This is a genomic window from Ornithinibacillus xuwenensis, assembly GCF_039614845.1.
In the GTDB taxonomy this organism is placed as follows: domain Bacteria; phylum Bacillota; class Bacilli; order Bacillales; family Amphibacillaceae; genus Ornithinibacillus; species Ornithinibacillus xuwenensis.
Map to the genome: position 1 here is coordinate 24,457 of NZ_JBDIML010000002.1, position 16,629 is coordinate 41,085.

Annotated in this window: 17 protein-coding genes; all 17 read right to left on the bottom strand. The window is 37.4% G+C overall.

The genetic code is table 11. The features are described from left to right. Window positions 1-316 precede the first annotated feature (316 nt). Window positions 317-3,835: a transcription-repair coupling factor gene (gene mfd, locus ABC228_RS05925; RefSeq protein WP_345824193.1), complete on the bottom strand. Its 3,519-nt coding sequence runs from the start codon at window positions 3,833-3,835 to the stop codon at window positions 317-319. Window positions 3,836-3,960: 125 nt separating this feature from the next. After that, on the bottom strand, window positions 3,961-4,191 hold the full coding sequence (gene fin, locus ABC228_RS05930) for an anti-sigma-F factor Fin (protein ID WP_345824194.1): 231 nt from the start codon (window positions 4,189-4,191) through the stop codon (window positions 3,961-3,963). 103 nt (window positions 4,192-4,294) lie between these two features. Further along, window positions 4,295-4,855 carry an aminoacyl-tRNA hydrolase gene (pth, locus tag ABC228_RS05935; RefSeq protein ID WP_345824195.1) on the bottom strand — a complete coding sequence of 187 codons (561 nt, stop codon included), beginning with the start codon at window positions 4,853-4,855 and terminating at the stop codon, window positions 4,295-4,297. Between the two features lie 99 nt (window positions 4,856-4,954). Further along, the gene (locus tag ABC228_RS05940) at window positions 4,955-5,578 is read right to left on the bottom strand and encodes a 50S ribosomal protein L25/general stress protein Ctc (RefSeq protein WP_345824196.1); all 624 of its coding nucleotides are present in this window, start codon (window positions 5,576-5,578) and stop codon (window positions 4,955-4,957) included. A 131-nt stretch (window positions 5,579-5,709) separates the two neighbouring features. Further along, window positions 5,710-6,660, bottom strand: a complete 951-nt coding sequence (locus ABC228_RS05945; RefSeq protein ID WP_345824197.1) for a ribose-phosphate diphosphokinase — start codon at window positions 6,658-6,660, stop codon at window positions 5,710-5,712. An 18-nt stretch (window positions 6,661-6,678) separates the two neighbouring features. Continuing rightward, window positions 6,679-8,061, bottom strand: a complete 1,383-nt coding sequence (glmU, locus tag ABC228_RS05950) for a bifunctional UDP-N-acetylglucosamine diphosphorylase/glucosamine-1-phosphate N-acetyltransferase GlmU (RefSeq protein WP_345824198.1) — start codon at window positions 8,059-8,061, stop codon at window positions 6,679-6,681. A gap of 186 nt (window positions 8,062-8,247) precedes the next feature. Further along, window positions 8,248-8,535 (bottom strand): septation regulator SpoVG, encoded by a 288-nt coding sequence (spoVG, locus tag ABC228_RS05955; RefSeq protein WP_047980716.1) that lies wholly within the window; start codon window positions 8,533-8,535, stop codon window positions 8,248-8,250. Window positions 8,536-8,681: 146 nt separating this feature from the next. Further along, on the bottom strand, window positions 8,682-9,500 hold the full coding sequence (purR, locus tag ABC228_RS05960; protein ID WP_345824199.1) for a pur operon repressor: 819 nt from the start codon (window positions 9,498-9,500) through the stop codon (window positions 8,682-8,684). Window positions 9,501-9,565: 65 nt separating this feature from the next. Further along, window positions 9,566-10,417, bottom strand: a complete 852-nt coding sequence (gene ispE, locus ABC228_RS05965; protein WP_345824200.1) for a 4-(cytidine 5'-diphospho)-2-C-methyl-D-erythritol kinase — start codon at window positions 10,415-10,417, stop codon at window positions 9,566-9,568. Between the two features lie 127 nt (window positions 10,418-10,544). Beyond that, window positions 10,545-10,721, bottom strand: a complete 177-nt coding sequence (locus ABC228_RS05970; RefSeq protein ID WP_345824201.1) for a small, acid-soluble spore protein, alpha/beta type — start codon at window positions 10,719-10,721, stop codon at window positions 10,545-10,547. A 106-nt stretch (window positions 10,722-10,827) separates the two neighbouring features. Continuing rightward, entirely contained in the window at window positions 10,828-11,175 is a 348-nt protein-coding gene (locus ABC228_RS05975) for an SCP2 sterol-binding domain-containing protein (RefSeq protein ID WP_345824202.1), read from the bottom strand. Between the two features lie 75 nt (window positions 11,176-11,250). After that, window positions 11,251-11,517 (bottom strand): biofilm formation stimulator Veg, encoded by a 267-nt coding sequence (gene veg, locus ABC228_RS05980; RefSeq protein WP_345824203.1) that lies wholly within the window; start codon window positions 11,515-11,517, stop codon window positions 11,251-11,253. Between the two features lie 223 nt (window positions 11,518-11,740). Continuing rightward, window positions 11,741-12,643 (bottom strand): sporulation peptidase YabG, encoded by a 903-nt coding sequence (yabG, locus tag ABC228_RS05985; protein WP_345824204.1) that lies wholly within the window; start codon window positions 12,641-12,643, stop codon window positions 11,741-11,743. A 210-nt stretch (window positions 12,644-12,853) separates the two neighbouring features. Continuing rightward, on the bottom strand, window positions 12,854-13,738 hold the full coding sequence (gene rsmA / locus ABC228_RS05990) for a 16S rRNA (adenine(1518)-N(6)/adenine(1519)-N(6))-dimethyltransferase RsmA (protein WP_345824205.1): 885 nt from the start codon (window positions 13,736-13,738) through the stop codon (window positions 12,854-12,856). Continuing rightward, window positions 13,731-14,297, bottom strand: coding sequence for a ribonuclease M5 (rnmV, locus tag ABC228_RS05995; protein WP_345824206.1), 567 nt, complete (start codon window positions 14,295-14,297; stop codon window positions 13,731-13,733). The genes rsmA and rnmV overlap by 8 nt, the downstream gene beginning before the upstream one ends. A gap of 74 nt (window positions 14,298-14,371) precedes the next feature. Then, a complete protein-coding gene (locus ABC228_RS06000) occupies window positions 14,372-15,550 on the bottom strand; it encodes a resuscitation-promoting factor (RefSeq protein ID WP_345824207.1) in 1,179 nt (392 codons plus the stop codon). A gap of 256 nt (window positions 15,551-15,806) precedes the next feature. After that, entirely contained in the window at window positions 15,807-16,577 is a 771-nt protein-coding gene (locus ABC228_RS06005; protein ID WP_345824208.1) for a TatD family hydrolase, read from the bottom strand. Window positions 16,578-16,629 lie beyond the last annotated feature (52 nt).

The following is a 16,629-nucleotide window of genomic DNA, read 5'->3' on the forward strand; positions in this document are numbered from 1 at the left end:
TGTTTTAGAAGCTTAGCCTGATATGTGTCGCAATAATGGTGATAGAGTTTCTGGTTAGGTTCATCTAAGTAGAATCCATAACCTAAGTACAAGTTCTACAACCTTTGTTTTCTTGCTATGTTTTTTGATGTCCCTAAAACGCCAGTTGTGTTTTATAGTATTAATCATCTTGGAAGAACTATACATGAAATACCATATTCTCACAGAATAACCTTCAATCTTTATGAAAAAAACCTGTATAAGTCGACTATAAAATCGACGTTTTACATAAAAAAAACAGTGGGTAATTACCCACTGTTTGATTGACTTTACCGCGTTAACGATTAACATTTTCCAATTTACTAATGAATTCTTTTACCACTTCATAGCGCTTATAGCTTGTTTCTCGATTAAATCGGTAAATTACCTTGAGTTTATTCTGTTCTGTACCTAGCATTATTTCTCTGCCAAATTCATTTGCTAGCTCAAATATTTTTGCTCCGTCAACAAGCTGACTTCTATCTTCTGAGAGCAACCATTCAATTTTATTATTTTTTTCTGAAATGGACTCTACTCGTTCACGTTTGGATAACCATCTAAGCTCCGAAACAATGAATAAGTTCTCTACTTCAGTTGGGAAATCACCAAATCGATCAAGCAATTCATCCTTCAACTCCATCACATCTGAGGAGGATGTGATAGTTTGAAATTGTTTGTACATATCAATTTTTTGCTTTTCATCTGCTATATACGTTTCTGGAATATAAGCATCAATTGACAGAATAAGCTCTGGATCAAATGGCTTTACTTCCTCAATATCCTTGCCTTGCTTCTTCGCCTCTATTGCATCTTTTAGCATTTGGTTGTACATGTCAAAACCTACAGAATCAATGAATCCATGCTGTTGTGCACCAAGTAAATTACCGGCACCCCGAATCGATAAATCCCGCATTGCAATCTTAAACCCAGAACCTAATTCAGTAAATTCCTTAATTGCCTGAAGTCTTTTCTCCGCAACCTCTGTGAGCACCTTATCCTTTTTGTAGGTGAAATATGCATAGGCAACCCGATTCGAACGCCCTACACGTCCTCGCAACTGATAAAGCTGGCTCAATCCCATGCGGTCTGCATCATATACAATCAACGTATTCACATTCGGGATGTCTACTCCTGTCTCAATAATGGTTGTGCTAACTAGGACATCAAATTCACCCTCTAAAAATCCAAACATGACATTTTCTAATTCCGTTTCATTCATTTGACCATGCGCAATAGCAACTCTTGCATCTGGAACAAGCATACCAATATCCCGAGCCATTTTATCAATGTTCTCTACTCGGTTGTATAAGAAAAACACTTGGCCACCACGTGCCATCTCTCTTTCAATTGCTTCCCGTATTAAAACCGGATTGTATTCCAAAACATAGGTTTGGATAGGAAAACGGTTCTCCGGTGGTGTCTCAATAACGGATAGATCACGAACCCCAAGCATTGACATATGCAATGTACGAGGGATTGGTGTTGCTGTTAAGGTTAATACATCGATATTGGATTTCATCTGTTTAATTTTCTCTTTATGCTTCACTCCAAAGCGTTGTTCTTCATCTACAATGAGTAGTCCAAGATCATGATAGTGAATGTCTTTTGAAAGCAAACGATGTGTGCCGATTACCACATCTACTAATCCACGTTTTAAGCCATCGGTCGTTTCCTTCTGTTGCTTTGGTGTTCGAAATCTACTTAATAGACCGATATTAATCGGATAATCCTGAAACCGTTCTCGAATTGTTTCATAATGCTGCTGGGCTAAAATCGTTGTCGGAACTAAGATAGCAACCTGCTTTCCGTCCGCTACCGCTTTAAATGCTGCACGAATGGCAACCTCTGTTTTTCCATATCCAACATCACCACATAATAAGCGATCCATTGGTCTTTCTTTTTCCATATCCTGTTTAATTTCCTCAATACAACGCAATTGATCCTCTGTCTCTTGGTACGGAAAAGATGCATCAAATTCTCTTTGTAGCTCTCCATCTGTTGAGAAGGCAAAGCCTTTTCTAGATTCTCTTTCTGCATACAGCTTAATAAGATCATCGGCTATATCTTCAACAGAGGATTGGACCTTTCGCTTAACCTTCGTCCATTCACTACCACCTAATTTATATAGCTTTGGTTCCTTGCCTTCAGAACCTACATATTTTTGTACCAAATCAATTTGATCAATTGGTACAAATAATTTGTCATCACCTGAATACTTAATGAGCATGTAGTCCTTGTGCTTGTCACTTACTTCTAATGTTTCAATTCCTAAGTAACGACCAATACCATGATTGGCATGGACCACATAGTCTCCTACCTTTAATTCCTGATAGTTTTGAATACGCTCTGCATTGGAGATGTTCTGTTTCTTCCTTGTGCGCTTCGAGCGTTTTTTAAACAGCTCATTCTCTGTAATCAGAGCAAGCTTATGCATCGGTAATTCTATTCCAGCACTTAAATTTCCAACCACAATGGTTGGAATGTCAACTGGTAGTTTTAAATTATTGGTCACGGTTGCTTCAATATCATAATCCGATAAAATAGCATGTACTTTTTCCGCTCTATCCTCACTTGGTGCCATGATTACAACGGAGAAATCACCTTTTTTCCATCGTTGCAATTCATTCTTGAATAAATGCATTTGCCCATGAAACTCCTGCATTGCCCTCGAGGAGAGATTGATAATATTCTGCGGATTCGTATTTGGAATATGACGTAAAAATACAGACATATAGATACGACGAGCGTGCATATTTCCCCAAATGGTATGCCAATCAAATGAGAAACTACTATTTGCTACCATTTTACTTGCTTCTAATAGGCTACTGTACCACTCTGCTTCTTCATGATCTAAATTCGTTGCGGTCTCCTGTATTCTACTCATCTCATCCAGTATGATAATCCCGTTAGAAGGCAAATAATCTAATAAACTAGCAGGATCATTATAGAAAAATCCGATATATTTCTGCATCTCTTGATAACGCTCTAAATTTTTCAATCGAGATATTTCTGGCTCAATCGTTTCCATAAGCGTCTCTTTTGCGGAGTCAGATTTTAGCTTACCTAATGTAGTTGCAAAAGCCTCTTCTAATCTCTCTGCTCCAGTTAAAATATCTTCATCTGATAATAGTAACTCGGTAGCAGGACCAACACTGATATGCTCCAGTCTATCTAATGAACGCTGTGTATCCGCGTCAAAATAACGGATCGAGTCCACCTCATCATCAAATAGCTCAATACGTACCGGGTGTGCTTCAGTGACTGGATAGATATCAATGATTCCACCTCGGCGACTAAATTCACCTGGAGATGTAACCATGGAAGCATGCTCATAACCCATATCTACTAAAGATTTTAAGTAGGTATCGATTGTTATTTCTTCTCCTTCAGCGAAAATAAGCTGATACTTACTCCAATAGCCTTTAGGGGGTAAAATCCGCTTTAATGCTGCTACAGGTGCTATTAATATCCCGGAATTCATCGTTGACCATTTCGTTAATGCTTCAATTCGCTGACTTCTTAGTTCTGGACTAGAAATCGCGACTTCTGAAGCAATTAACTCATTTACTGGATATAAATGCACATGATCTTCATCCAATAATACGGTTAGATCATCGTATAATTGCTGTGCCTGTACTAATTGATAGGTGATGAGGAGAATTGGTTGACTCGTAGATGCCTCTACCGCAGATACCAGCATACTTCTGGCTGATCCGGATAATCCCGCAACTAGTTGCTCCTTGAGTCCACTATTAACTCCACTAATTATCGAATGTATATCTTCCTTTGCTTGTAAATACTGATTGAAACCTTTCACATCATAACCCCCATTATGCTTTCCCTATGAGCAACAAAACCAATGCTAACTTAATAGCTTCTTTCCTCTCTATTAAGCAAGCGCAAAAATGCCTTGGCTTGAAAAACCAAAGCTATCTTTACCTATTATTGGATAAAAAAATCTAATTCATGATATTCTGGATGATGTCCTAATGACTCCTCACAATTTTCACAAATTGCTTGAATCTGCACATCTCCATTTGATTTGTATTGAATCATTTCTCTTTTTTCCTCGTTTGTTAGCTTATTCCATCCTAAAATGGAAGTATCCACTACTTGCTGATTTATTTCACCAATAACATGCCCACAATGTCTACATTTATAGACAATAGACATAGAAAAACCTCCTCGAATAAACATGGAATATTAGTTAATAGGTTTATCCGAAAAGTACTAATTTATACGAAATACAGCAATTTCTTCCGATTAATTTATTCGTTTACGCATTATATTCATTCATGACTTCTTCAAATGGTTTCTCCATCCAACGTTCACAGGCGTCCGCAGCCTTTTCAATGCTTTGTCTGACTAATTCCTGCTCCTCTTTATAAAAAGAACCTAGTACGTAATCTACTACAGATAATGGCGATGTTGGCCGCCCAACACCTATACGAATGCGCTTAAAATCCTTGGTACCTACATGATCAATAATGGAGCGAATACCATTATGACCACCATGTCCTCCTTTTTGGCGCAGCCTAATTTTACCTGGTGGAAGATCCAGATCATCATAAATGATTAACACATCTTCAAGTTCAATATTATAGTAATCCATAATGGGACGAAGTGATTCACCTGAAAGATTCATAAAGGTTTGTGGCTCTAACAATACTATTTTTTCACCATTTAAATTTTCTAAAGCATACTTACCCTTAAATTTATCTTTGTTCAGTTGCCAATGATGACGATTTAATAATTCTTCAATGACCATAAAGCCAATATTATGTCTAGTAGTTTGATATTTTTTTCCTGGATTTCCTAATCCTACAATACATTTCATCCCAGTTTCTTCCCTTATCTAAATATAATAATCCCTCCATATAAAAGAATTATATGGAGGGTTTCTCTATTTATTCTTTACAAGAACGTATCATTTCATTTAGTCTGCATTTGCTTCTGATTGTGCTTCACCAGTAAATTCTGGTTCTTCACCTGTTTCTTCAGTACCTTCCATATCTGCATTTGTATTTGGAGCTAAAACACTAGCAATAACTGTGTCTTCATCCTCCGTTACTTGATAAGCTGTCGCTTTAGGCAGATCGGCTACTGAAATGATATCACCAATACTATGTGTGGAAATGTCTACTGTAATTTCAGTTGGAATATTACTTGGCATCGCTCGAACTTGTACTTCGTATAAAGGCTGCTGAACAACACCATTCTCTGGTTCACCAACAAGTCGTACTGGTACAGTTGTATCCATTTCTTCTGTCATATTAACGATATAAAAGTCTGCATGTAAAATTTGTTCTTTAATATTATCCGTTTGATACTCATGAAGCATCACATCTACAGGGGAGTCCCCTTGTACTGTTAGTGAAATAATCGCATTCTTTCCTTCATCACGTACTGTTTTTAGTAGCTCCATACTATCAACAGAAATTGATTTAGATGCCTTTTCTTTTCCGTAGACTATAGCAGGTACTTGTCCACTGTTTCTGAGTTGTTTGGTTGTCGATTTTGCATGATCTTCTCGTTTCATTGCATTTAAGGTTACTGACATAATTATCATCCTTCCAATTATAAACTCGATATCATCCAATAATTCTGTGACAAACTTTCTCGTATATGAAATTTTTATCTAAATCTTGGTGCCTAATATAGTATGTTCCCTTAAAACAGCTTGCTTAAACGTTAATCGAATAAAATACTAACGGATTGTTCTTCATGAACTCGGATTATTGCCTCACCAATAAGCGGTGCCACTGATAGCTGAGTGATTTTATCAATCATCTTATCTTGTGGTAGAGGGATTGAATTGGTAACAACCAATTCTTTAATTTTTGAATTTGAAATACGTTCTATTGCTGGTCCTGACAATACTGGATGTGTGCAGCAAGCATACACATCTGTTGCACCATTTTCGATTAAAGCATTTGCAGCTAACGTAATCGTACCAGCTGTATCAATAATATCGTCGATTAGGATTGCCGTCTTACCTTCAATATTACCAATAATATTCATTACTTCAGCAACATTAGGGCGTGGTCTTCTCTTATCAATAATACCAATCGGAGCTTTTAAGCGTTCTGCCATCTTTCTAGCTCTGGTTACACCACCATGGTCAGGTGAAACGATGATGATATCTTCAAAGTTTTTCGCTTCAAAGTAATCGGAGAGCAACGGTACACCTTGTAAGTGATCGATTGGGCCATCAAAGAACCCTTGAATCTGCGGGGCATGTAAGTCTAGTGTAATAACGCGATCGGCACCAGCTGTTTCTAATAGGTTTGCTACTAGTTTTGCTGTGATTGGTTCTCTTGCTCGAGCCTTACGATCCTGTCTTGCATAACCATAATATGGCATCACAACATTAATAGATTTTGCGGAAGCTCGCTTTAATGCATCCAACATAATTAACAATTCCATTATGTGTTGGTTTACTGGAGTACTCGTTGATTGCACTACATAAACATCACTGCCACGAACACTCTCTTCAATATTAATCTGAATTTCTCCATCACTAAAAGATGTAACCGTACATTTCCCCAAAGAAATTCCGATGTGGTTAGCAATTTCTTCTGCTAGCTTTGGATTTGAATTAAGTGAGAAAACCTTCATATTAGAATTCTGGTAATGAGACATGAAATAAACCCTCCGTTATTATTTATCCTTTAATCTGTTTTTAAGTCTAGATGCGTAGCCTTCTTTATTTTCTTGTCTAGCACGAGCGACAGATAATGCATCTGTTGGTACGTCTTTTGTAATCGTAGATCCCGCAGCAACATACGATCCTTTTCCAATTGTTACAGGTGCAACAAGATTAGAATTACAGCCAATAAATGTATCATCTTCAATTGTGGTTAAGTATTTATTTTTACCATCATAGTTCACTGTTATTGTACCACAACCAACATTCACATTGCTTCCAACAAGTGCGTCACCTATGTAACTTAAATGTGAAACTTTGCTACCCTCACCGATTTCAGTTTTCTTAATTTCGACAAAGTTTCCAATCTTCACCTCATCACCAATTGTTGCATTTGGTCTAATATGCGCAAATGGACCAATATTGACGCGTTCGCCAATCTTACTATCCGTTGCCACACTCTGTTTAATGACGGTATCCCTACCAACCTCACAGTTAGCTATTTCACTATTTGGACCAATAATAGCATTTTCTTTAATAATGGAGGGGCCATTAATGATCGTACCAGGATAAATCACAACATCCTGCTCAATCACCACTTCTGGCTGAATATATGTGTTTTCAGGATCAATAATCGTTACACCATTACGCATATGCTGTTCATTGATGCGTAATTTCATGGTTTTTTCCGCTTGCGCTAATGCAATACGGTCATTAACACCCAATGTCTCATCGAAGTTTGAGGTTAAAAATGCACTTACCTTTTCAGATTTATTTTTAAGAATTTCAATAACATCTGGTAAATAATATTCACCTTGTGCATTATCATTCGAAACTTCCTTCAGTGCCTCAAATAATGCCTTATTATCAAAACAGTACGTACCTGTATTAATCTCATCTACCAGTAATTCATCGGAGCTAGCATCCTTATGCTCAACAATTCGCTCTACATTACCTTTTTCATTACGAATTACCCTACCGTAACCAGAAGGATTAGGAGCTTTTGCAGTTAAGATAGTAGCCTTTGAACCTTCCTTTTCATGGTGGTCAAAGAGCTGCTGAAAGGTTTCACCCGTTATAAGTGGTGTATCCCCACAAACAACAATCGTTGTTCCTTCTTTATCCTGTAGTAATTCTTCAGCCTGCATAACCGCATGACCAGTTCCTAGCTGCTCTTCCTGAAGAACAAACTTACAAGCTTCACCAAGGTGGTCTTTTACTTTATCTGAACCGAATCCAACAACGGTAACAATATCCTCTGGACCGACTACTTGTACTTGTTCTAGTACATGCTGTACCATCGGTTTTCCAAGAACTGGGTGAAGCACTTTATATAGCTTTGATTTCATTCTGGTACCTTGACCAGCAGCAAGAATGATTGCATATCTGTTTGTCACGAGGGGACCCTCCAATATTTAAATTAATAAACCAGTCTTTTAACATATCCATTATCCATTATGACTATATCCTAAAAAACTGTTGATTTCAACCAATAGAGAGCCTTTTGAAAGGGATAATATGGGGCACAAAAAAAGAAGGCTAATCTGTAGGAGATTAGACCTCTAGTTGTAAAGGGTTTCATTTTAGGAAGCTCCGGCTTCCTCATATTCCACTTCTTCACCTGCACGGCGATATTCTTCTAATACGGCATCTTGAATCTTAGAACGAGTATTAGAATTTATCGGATGTGCAATATCTCTGAACTCACCATCAGGAGTTCGTTTGGATGGCATTGCAACAAATAATCCATTATTACCGTCAATAACGCGGATATCATGAACGACAAATTCCTGATCCAACGTAATGGATGCTATTGCGCGCATTCTACCTTCCGTATTCACACGGCGTAATCTTACGTCAGTTACTTCCATGCTGTTTCACCACCTTTTCGTATTTAAGTTAATTATTCTAATTCTACAAATATTATAGAATTCCTGCTTAAATTTGAAAAAAGTTTAATAATTTACACAAAAAGTAAAAAAAATAAAACCTTTCCAATTAGAAAGGTCTTATAGAATCAGGATTTCTGCACGAAATTCCCACGTTGTACCGATATCAATTTTTCTTTTAAATCAACATTCGAAATCTTAATAAGTGACGTATAATCTTCTACAACACGTTCTTCCTCTTCATCATCTGCTTCCGCAAGTACTCCAATTGCTTTTACATTTGCATTAAATTCCGCTAGTAAGCTGACCATGCCATTGATCGTTCCACCGGCTTTCATGAAGTCATCAATGATGCAAACATTAGCACCTTCCTCTAAGCTACGCTTCGGTAGTACCATTGTTTGTATTTTTCTAGAAGAACCTGACACATAGTTAATGCTAACAGAAGACCCTTCTGTAACCTTTGGATCTCTTCTGACAATGACAACTGGCACATTCAAAAAGGATGCAACAGCATATGCAAGTGGAATTCCTTTTGTAGCGACCGTTACGACTACATCAATATCAAGCTTTGCAAAGCTTGATGCGAAGACCCGTCCAATTTCACGAACCGTACTAGGTTCTCCTAAAATATCACTCATATAAAGATATCCACCTGGAAGAATACGAACTGGATCCTTTAGTCGCTCACACAATTGTTTAACAAATTCCACGCCATTTTCTAATGTTGACTCTGGAATATACATCACTCCGCCCGCTGATCCTGCTGTTCGTTTCAAATAGCCTAGACCTTCTGCTTGGAACATTTGATCAATAATGTCTAAATCCTCACTAATAGAAGCCTTTGCTGCATGATACTTCTCAGAGAATGATGGTAAATTTTTATGAATTCTTGGATTTTCCAGAAAAAAGTTTGTTATTGCTACTAAACGTGCACTTCTCTTCATGAGCCCACCTCAAAAACCGAATTATTTCCTATTAAGATACCATCATTATACGACTTTAGCAAGTGCTAGCCAATTAATCTTACTAAATACACTTCGTGACAGAAACCTCTCATACCATTGTAGATTCGTTGCGCCTTACTTTGCTGCTCTACAATTCCATACACGGTTGGCCCACTTCCACTCATCAGGACACCGGAAGCCCCTGCCTGTTGCATTTTTTCTTTTATCCGTTGTACCTCTGGATGAAGTGAGGTTGTTACCGGCTCTAGTGAATTTCCAATGTTTTGACAAAGTTTCTTGAAGTCTTTTTCATATAATGCTTCGATAACTTTATTTGTATTCGGGTGGATGACCTCATTAATATCAACACGTTGAAAGATTGTTTTTGTAGAAACACCAATATCTGGTTTAGCTAAGATAACCCAAAAGGGTGGTGGCGGTGGTAACGTTTCAATGATATCACCAAATCCTTTTGCAATACCTGTTGAACCGTAAACACAAAAGGGTACATCCGAACCTATTGTCGCGCCAAGTGCTGCTAGCTCTTGAATGGGAATATTCAAGTCCCAGAGCTTGTTTAATCCACGCAAAACAGCAGCAGCATCTGTACTACCTCCACCTAATCCTGCAGATACAGGAATGACTTTTTCAATTTTTATTTGGACTCCTTTGGTTATGTTGTATCTTGATTTAAAAGCCTTCGCTGCTTTATAGGCTAAATTCCGTTCATCATTCGGTACATACCTACTCCATAAGGACACTTCAATTCGATCTTCCTGTAAGGTATTCAACTCAATTCGGTCTGCTAAATCAACCGTTGTCATAATCATTTCGACATCATGATAACCGTCACTACGTTTCCTTATAACGTCCAAGGATAAGTTGATTTTAGCAGGCGCCTTCTCAAAATGAGTCATATCCGTCACCTACTTTTTTCATGTATGAAAATTGTAACATATATTAAAATTGGAAGCGACTGTTTGAAGTATTCGCTATATGTACGCTCATCTCCAATGAAAACACTAAAAAAACAGAGCAGATCTCTTATGATCTGCTCTGCATGTTTTGCTCGGCTATTTCAATCGCACGTTTTACCATGTTCCCGGCATCCCTTGCCTTAATTCCGCCCCAGCCTTCTTTTTGAACCGTGTCGTAAAAGCCTAACTCTTTTGCAATTTCTTCTTTCAGTTGGTCAGACATGATACCTCTACGTCTCCCCACGAAAGAACAACCCCTTTCCGTGTTAAAACTTCTTACGACACACTTATTTTCTGCGTTTTCTTCAAAAGTAGCCGCGTTATTTATAGGCAAATAAGGAAATATATGTTTAGAACTGATATTCCTTTAACAGCTTTTCTAGCTTTAAGGCGAGTCCGATATTGCCATCTACCTTTAGTTTTCCTGTCATAAATGCTGTCATACTATTTAAATTGCCATTTAGAAACTTACGAAATAGCTTACTTTCCATCTTCAGTACACAATCAGGTTTATCGACCAGGTCATTCATGACAGTAGCCACGCCATTATGAAATTGAAGTTGATAGGATAGCTTTTCATCTAGTAGCTGTATTTCATATGTACAATTGAAAGAAGCATAGGGCTCTTTATTAGCTTCTAAGATACCTGCAATCTGTTCCATAATCTCATCAATATTACCTTTTTCTAGTATGTCCATCTTCTTCTTCCTCATGTTTTTATTTAAATAATCAAATAATTCAATTCAAAAATATAGATCAGTAAACCTAGTTGGTTACTGATCCAATAAAATTGCCTTTGTACGTTCATCATTGAAGTTTAGTTCTACTGTTTCCGTTAGTACGTCTGCATAGCTGTATGAAACACGTTCGAAAGCATTCTCATCTTGGTCTAGCTCAACAATAAAAACAGAAGGATATGTCTCTGCTAATACTCCCGATCGTTCAATTGTCTTCCTTCTGCCACCATTAGCTTTTAAAGTCAATCGCTTTCCAATCTGACCTTCAAGACCTTGCTTAATTTCGATTAATGTTTTAGCCAATACACTCCACCTCACTGTAGTCTCAGTATAACATAAGCTTGTATTAGAGTCAAATAAAATCTTATATTATAACAAGATATGTTTTTTGATGTCAACAACTAAATTTCGCCTATTGGTCTTATTATGGCAAAATGTTAACAAAATATGTATGTTTTTTATATAACTTACAGCAATGGAAAAAATAAAACTCGACCTGCTTCAAACGCTAGTCGAGTAAAAATTTCTACATATATTCTGTTGGAGCTGATGGCTCATCCGAACTGTCCGCTTCCTCCTTTAAGTAAGGAAGTCCTGTACGAAGCAATCCTTTTGTTTCGACACCACCCATTCCTTTTTCTCCGGTCATGGTATTGCGCAATGCATCCCAAACACTTACTTTATCCATAAATGGCGTATAGGCAACCTTTGCTGCAATATAGACTGGATCTAGTGCATGAATATTAATTCGAAATGGTGAACTAGCAAAATTCGCACCTGCACGAATTAGCGATTCAAAGTGCGATTGACAAGCTCCAGCAAAGATGACAAGCTGATCTAAACTCGGCACCGCTTTTCTCGCTTCTCTTACTGTTTCGGCAAAATATTTTGAATGCCGGTATGCGCGGATATCATCCTTCGTTCCTTTACTTTTAGAAAAGGAGTCATGGCCTGTTATCACAATGATATCTGGTTGTATTTTTTCAATTAAGCCACGTATTTGAAAAGACATTTCTTTTTCATGTAAATGAACTCCATGAACTTGTAGTCCTAATCGTTGATATAAGGCAATACATTTTCTTAAATAGGACTGATCGCCGTCTAAATGAAGAACGCGCGCAGGCAACTGAAAATATTCTGCATATTGATAACCATCGGTTGATTGAAAGTCACGTTTTTCCTTCATTAGTTGATAATCTTGACGGAATAAACGATAAGAAAATTCTTCTTGTTCTTTGCCTTTTTGCCTTCTTTTTTCTAAATCTCTTTCTTCAACTTTCGTTAAATCATCTAATGGCGCATCCGCTTCCAGACGAATATCTTCACCATGCAATATCGCTCTATCCTGACTGACGGTTGCAATCCGAAATAATAAATCATGCTTATACGATTTTCGTGTTACTAACTCTCCTGCTGTTCTTCGTTCCATATATCCACCTCACAGCCTTCATCATGATGAAAGCATTCCTACGCTATAGACTATGAGGAAAGTCGCTTATACGTGCTTTCAGCTATGAATTACGTGCAAGCGCTCTAGAGGAAGTGTATGGGCTGGTTATACATTTACTCGTAAAAAAAAGCCATTGCTTCTTGTTAGCAATAGCTTTCTGTTAGCGAATTCAAAATACCATTATTCTAATTATTCGTGCTGTTGAAGTCGATAAAACGCATTTGCAAGCATACTAAACTCCTGCATATCTAACGATTCGCCGCGTCTTGTTCCATCAATCTCAATGGATTCTAATATGTCATTAATTTTCTCTTTATCGAACTCTCCCTTAAAATGGCTCGATAAATTATTTCGCAATGTTTTTCTTCTTTGTGCAAAGCATGCTTGGACAATAGTAAAAAAGTAGTCTTCATCCTCTACTTGAACTGGTGGTGCTTTTCGAGCAACTAAATTTAATATACTGGAATCAACATTTGGTTGCGGCATGAACACTGTTTTTGGTACATTCATTACTACCTTCGCCTCTGTGTAGTATTGAACCGCAATCGTAAGTGACCCATAGCTTTTTGTATTAGGCTTTGCTGCCATTCGATCTGCTACTTCTTTTTGTATCATGACGGTTATACTTCCGACTGGAAGGCGTTCACGTAATAGCTTCATCAATATTGGTGTTGTAATGTAATAGGGTAAATTAGCAACAATATGTATTTGCTGTCCATCAGGAAAGTTATGCTTTATTACTTCCTTCACGTCTGCCTGTAAAATATCCGCATGAATGATGTTAATATTATCATAATCAGCTAGTGTATCTTGTAGAATTGGTAACAAGCGTTGATCAATTTCAAATGCAACCACTTTATCAGAATGAATTGCTAGTTGCTCTGTTAAAGCACCAATTCCAGGGCCAATTTCTATTGTTCCTGTTGTTTCATCAATACCTGCATGCCCGATTATATTCTTTAAAACATTCACGTCGATTAAGAAGTTTTGTCCTAGACTTTTCTTAAACGTAAAATGATACTTTTGTAATATCTCTTTTGTTCGAATCGGTGTTGCAATATATTTTTTATCCATGCATGTCCTCCTGCTCGATAACCTTCATCGCTTCTTCAAACTGCTTTTTGGTTATTTGAAACATGGTAAGTCTTTTTAATAATTGTTTACCATTCGTATGCCCAATCTGTAATAGCTCCCCAAGTTTTTCACGTTTTTTACTTGCACCTAACCCGCCAATTAACTGATGATGGATTAGATCTTCCTTTGTAATTTCAGTTTGTTCCAACTCGGTTAGTTCATATACATCTTTTAGAGCTTGTCTAATTGCCTCAACTGAGGCATGTTCTATACCAAGACTTCTGTTCTCTGGATGCTTTGCTCTTGCTTTTTCCTTTGTTAAAAAAGCATGCTTACATCCTGGTATCGCCTGATCAATGATATGCCTAATCCGTTCACCAGGATAATCAGGATCTGTAAAAATAATAACGCCACGCTTTTCCTTTGCATGCCTTATTTGCTGTAGTGTTCTATCATTGATGGCAGAACCATTTGTTTCAATTGTATCTGCATCCACAGCCAGCTTAATTTTTACGGTATCATCTTTGCCTTCTACAACAATTATTTCCTTAATCTTCAATAGATGCTCCTCACTTTTCCGGAAAAAAATAAATATGCTCTTACCACTATAACATGGTAAGAGCATAGATTTCATTATTCGATAATCTTGACCTTTACTTTTCGCACACCCCATTGATAGGCATCTGCCTTTGTTGGCACATGGACATCAATGCGGAATCCTTGTATATGACCACCAGTATCTCCAGCAATCGCTTCTCCATAACCCTCTACCCATACCTTCGTACCTAGAGGGATAACACTAGGATCAACCGCAATTACTTTTTGGTTCGGATTTGCTTTAAGATTTATTCCTGTTGCAGTGTACCCAGAGCACCCTGAACAGTTCGCTGTAAAAGCACTTGCAGTCATTGTCAATTCTTTACCGGAAGAAAGTGTGACTAAATCTTGTGCTGGCTCTTTTGTACCAACCACAACGATACGATTTTCACTTTCTTTTGTTACTTCTTCTTCCAATAACTCACGAGTAACCTCTTTACCATTTTCATAGGTAACTTCATAGGTTTTCACGACAGAACCATCTGTACCAGAAGCAAGCACTGTCTCCTCGCCTTTTTCCATCGAACTATCGGTACGTGTTTCGGTTTGGAAAGCAATAGACTCGGTTACTTCTTCGGTCTTCTTCTCAACTCGAACAATAGAGATCGTCGTATCCTTTGTTACAGCTTCGTCTATTGCAGGTTCAATTTTATCTAATTCCGACAATGTAATATTATTCACTGCCAATAAATCTTGAACAGAACCACCTGTAGACCAAGCCTTTACTTCTTTACCACCATCTTGAATGGCCACTTCAAAGGCTTGCTTAATCGTAATCGTTAAATCACCATTAATGGCTTCATCTAGATTATGAGAAATTTCGTCTCGTTCTGTAATCGAAAGTTTATTTTCTTCTAAAAATCCATTAACTGTATCGGCTACTGAATAGTAAACTTTCTCATTTCCATCTACTACAACAGTCACTTTATGTGCAGTATCATATTCTATTTTCATACCGTCTACAATTGTTACATCTATATCATGGGATAATTGATCATGTTCTGCAACAGTAATTCCTACTTCTTCAAGCAGTTCTTCTACGGTATTTGCATGTGTGTCAATAGTACTATCTTTGCCATTTTCCACTAATACTACTTCTTTTTGCGTCACCTGAAATAGCATGAAACTAGCAAATGCCACAAGCACGACAATGCCAATACTTGAAATAACCAGCTTCTGTCTCGAGGCCGGCAATAGCTTTGAAAAAATTCGCATGCATCTTGCCTCCTTATTCGAATTGATTATATAAACACTATTATGCAAAGTAAATACTTATAGGATTACGTTTGTTTTACAATTTCATTACAAACGAAGGGATAGAAGATACGATAGAATAAATAAAATCACCCGAATCGTTGCTATTAAAGGATTTACTACGTTTACAAGAATAGAAAAAAAGACTAGATCTTTTCTAGTCTTTTCGGTCTAATTTATGAATAAAATATGAAACAATTAGTAAATATTTACTATTCTATGCATTTATTTTAAAAATAGAGAAGGCATTTTCAGTGGTTTTTTTACTCAATTCTTCAAAAGATAATTCCCTTAGCTCGGCAATTTTCTCAGCAACTAATTTAACATAGGCGGGTTCATTTCGCTTCCCTCGATTTGGATGAGGAGCTAAAAATGGTGCGTCCGTCTCAACAAGTAAGCGATCAAGCGGAACCTCTTTTGCTACCTCCTTTGGCAACGGAGCATTTTTAAACGTAACGGGACCACCTAGTGAAATATAAAAATTCATATCGAGACAGGTCTGAACATATTGGACAGAGTCATTATAACAGTGCATAATTCCTCCTACCTCAGATGCCCCTTCCTCTTTTAGAATTTCAATAATATCTTCTGTTGCTTCCCGATTATGAATAATAATTGGCATTTCTACTTTTTTCGCTAATTGGATTTGTTTTCGAAAGACTTCCTTCTGAATTTCCTTTGGAGATTTATCCCAATGATAGTCTAACCCCATTTCACCTATTGCAACTACTTTCTGATGAGCGGATAAATCCTCTATCCAAGCTAAGTCTTCATCTGTCATATCAATCGCATCTACTGGATGCCATCCAACAGCTGCGTAGATTGTTTCATATTGCTCCGCTATTTCGATTGCTAGTGGGATTGTTTCACGATCAAATCCTACTACGACCATATGGGTAACTCCTGTCTCAAATGCACGTTTAATAACCTCGTCACGGTCCTCTATAAATTGTCTTGCATTCATATGAACATGTGTATCAAATAACATGTGTATCCTTCCTTACTCGTTTATTATTCATATCCAAATAGAATAGAAAAGG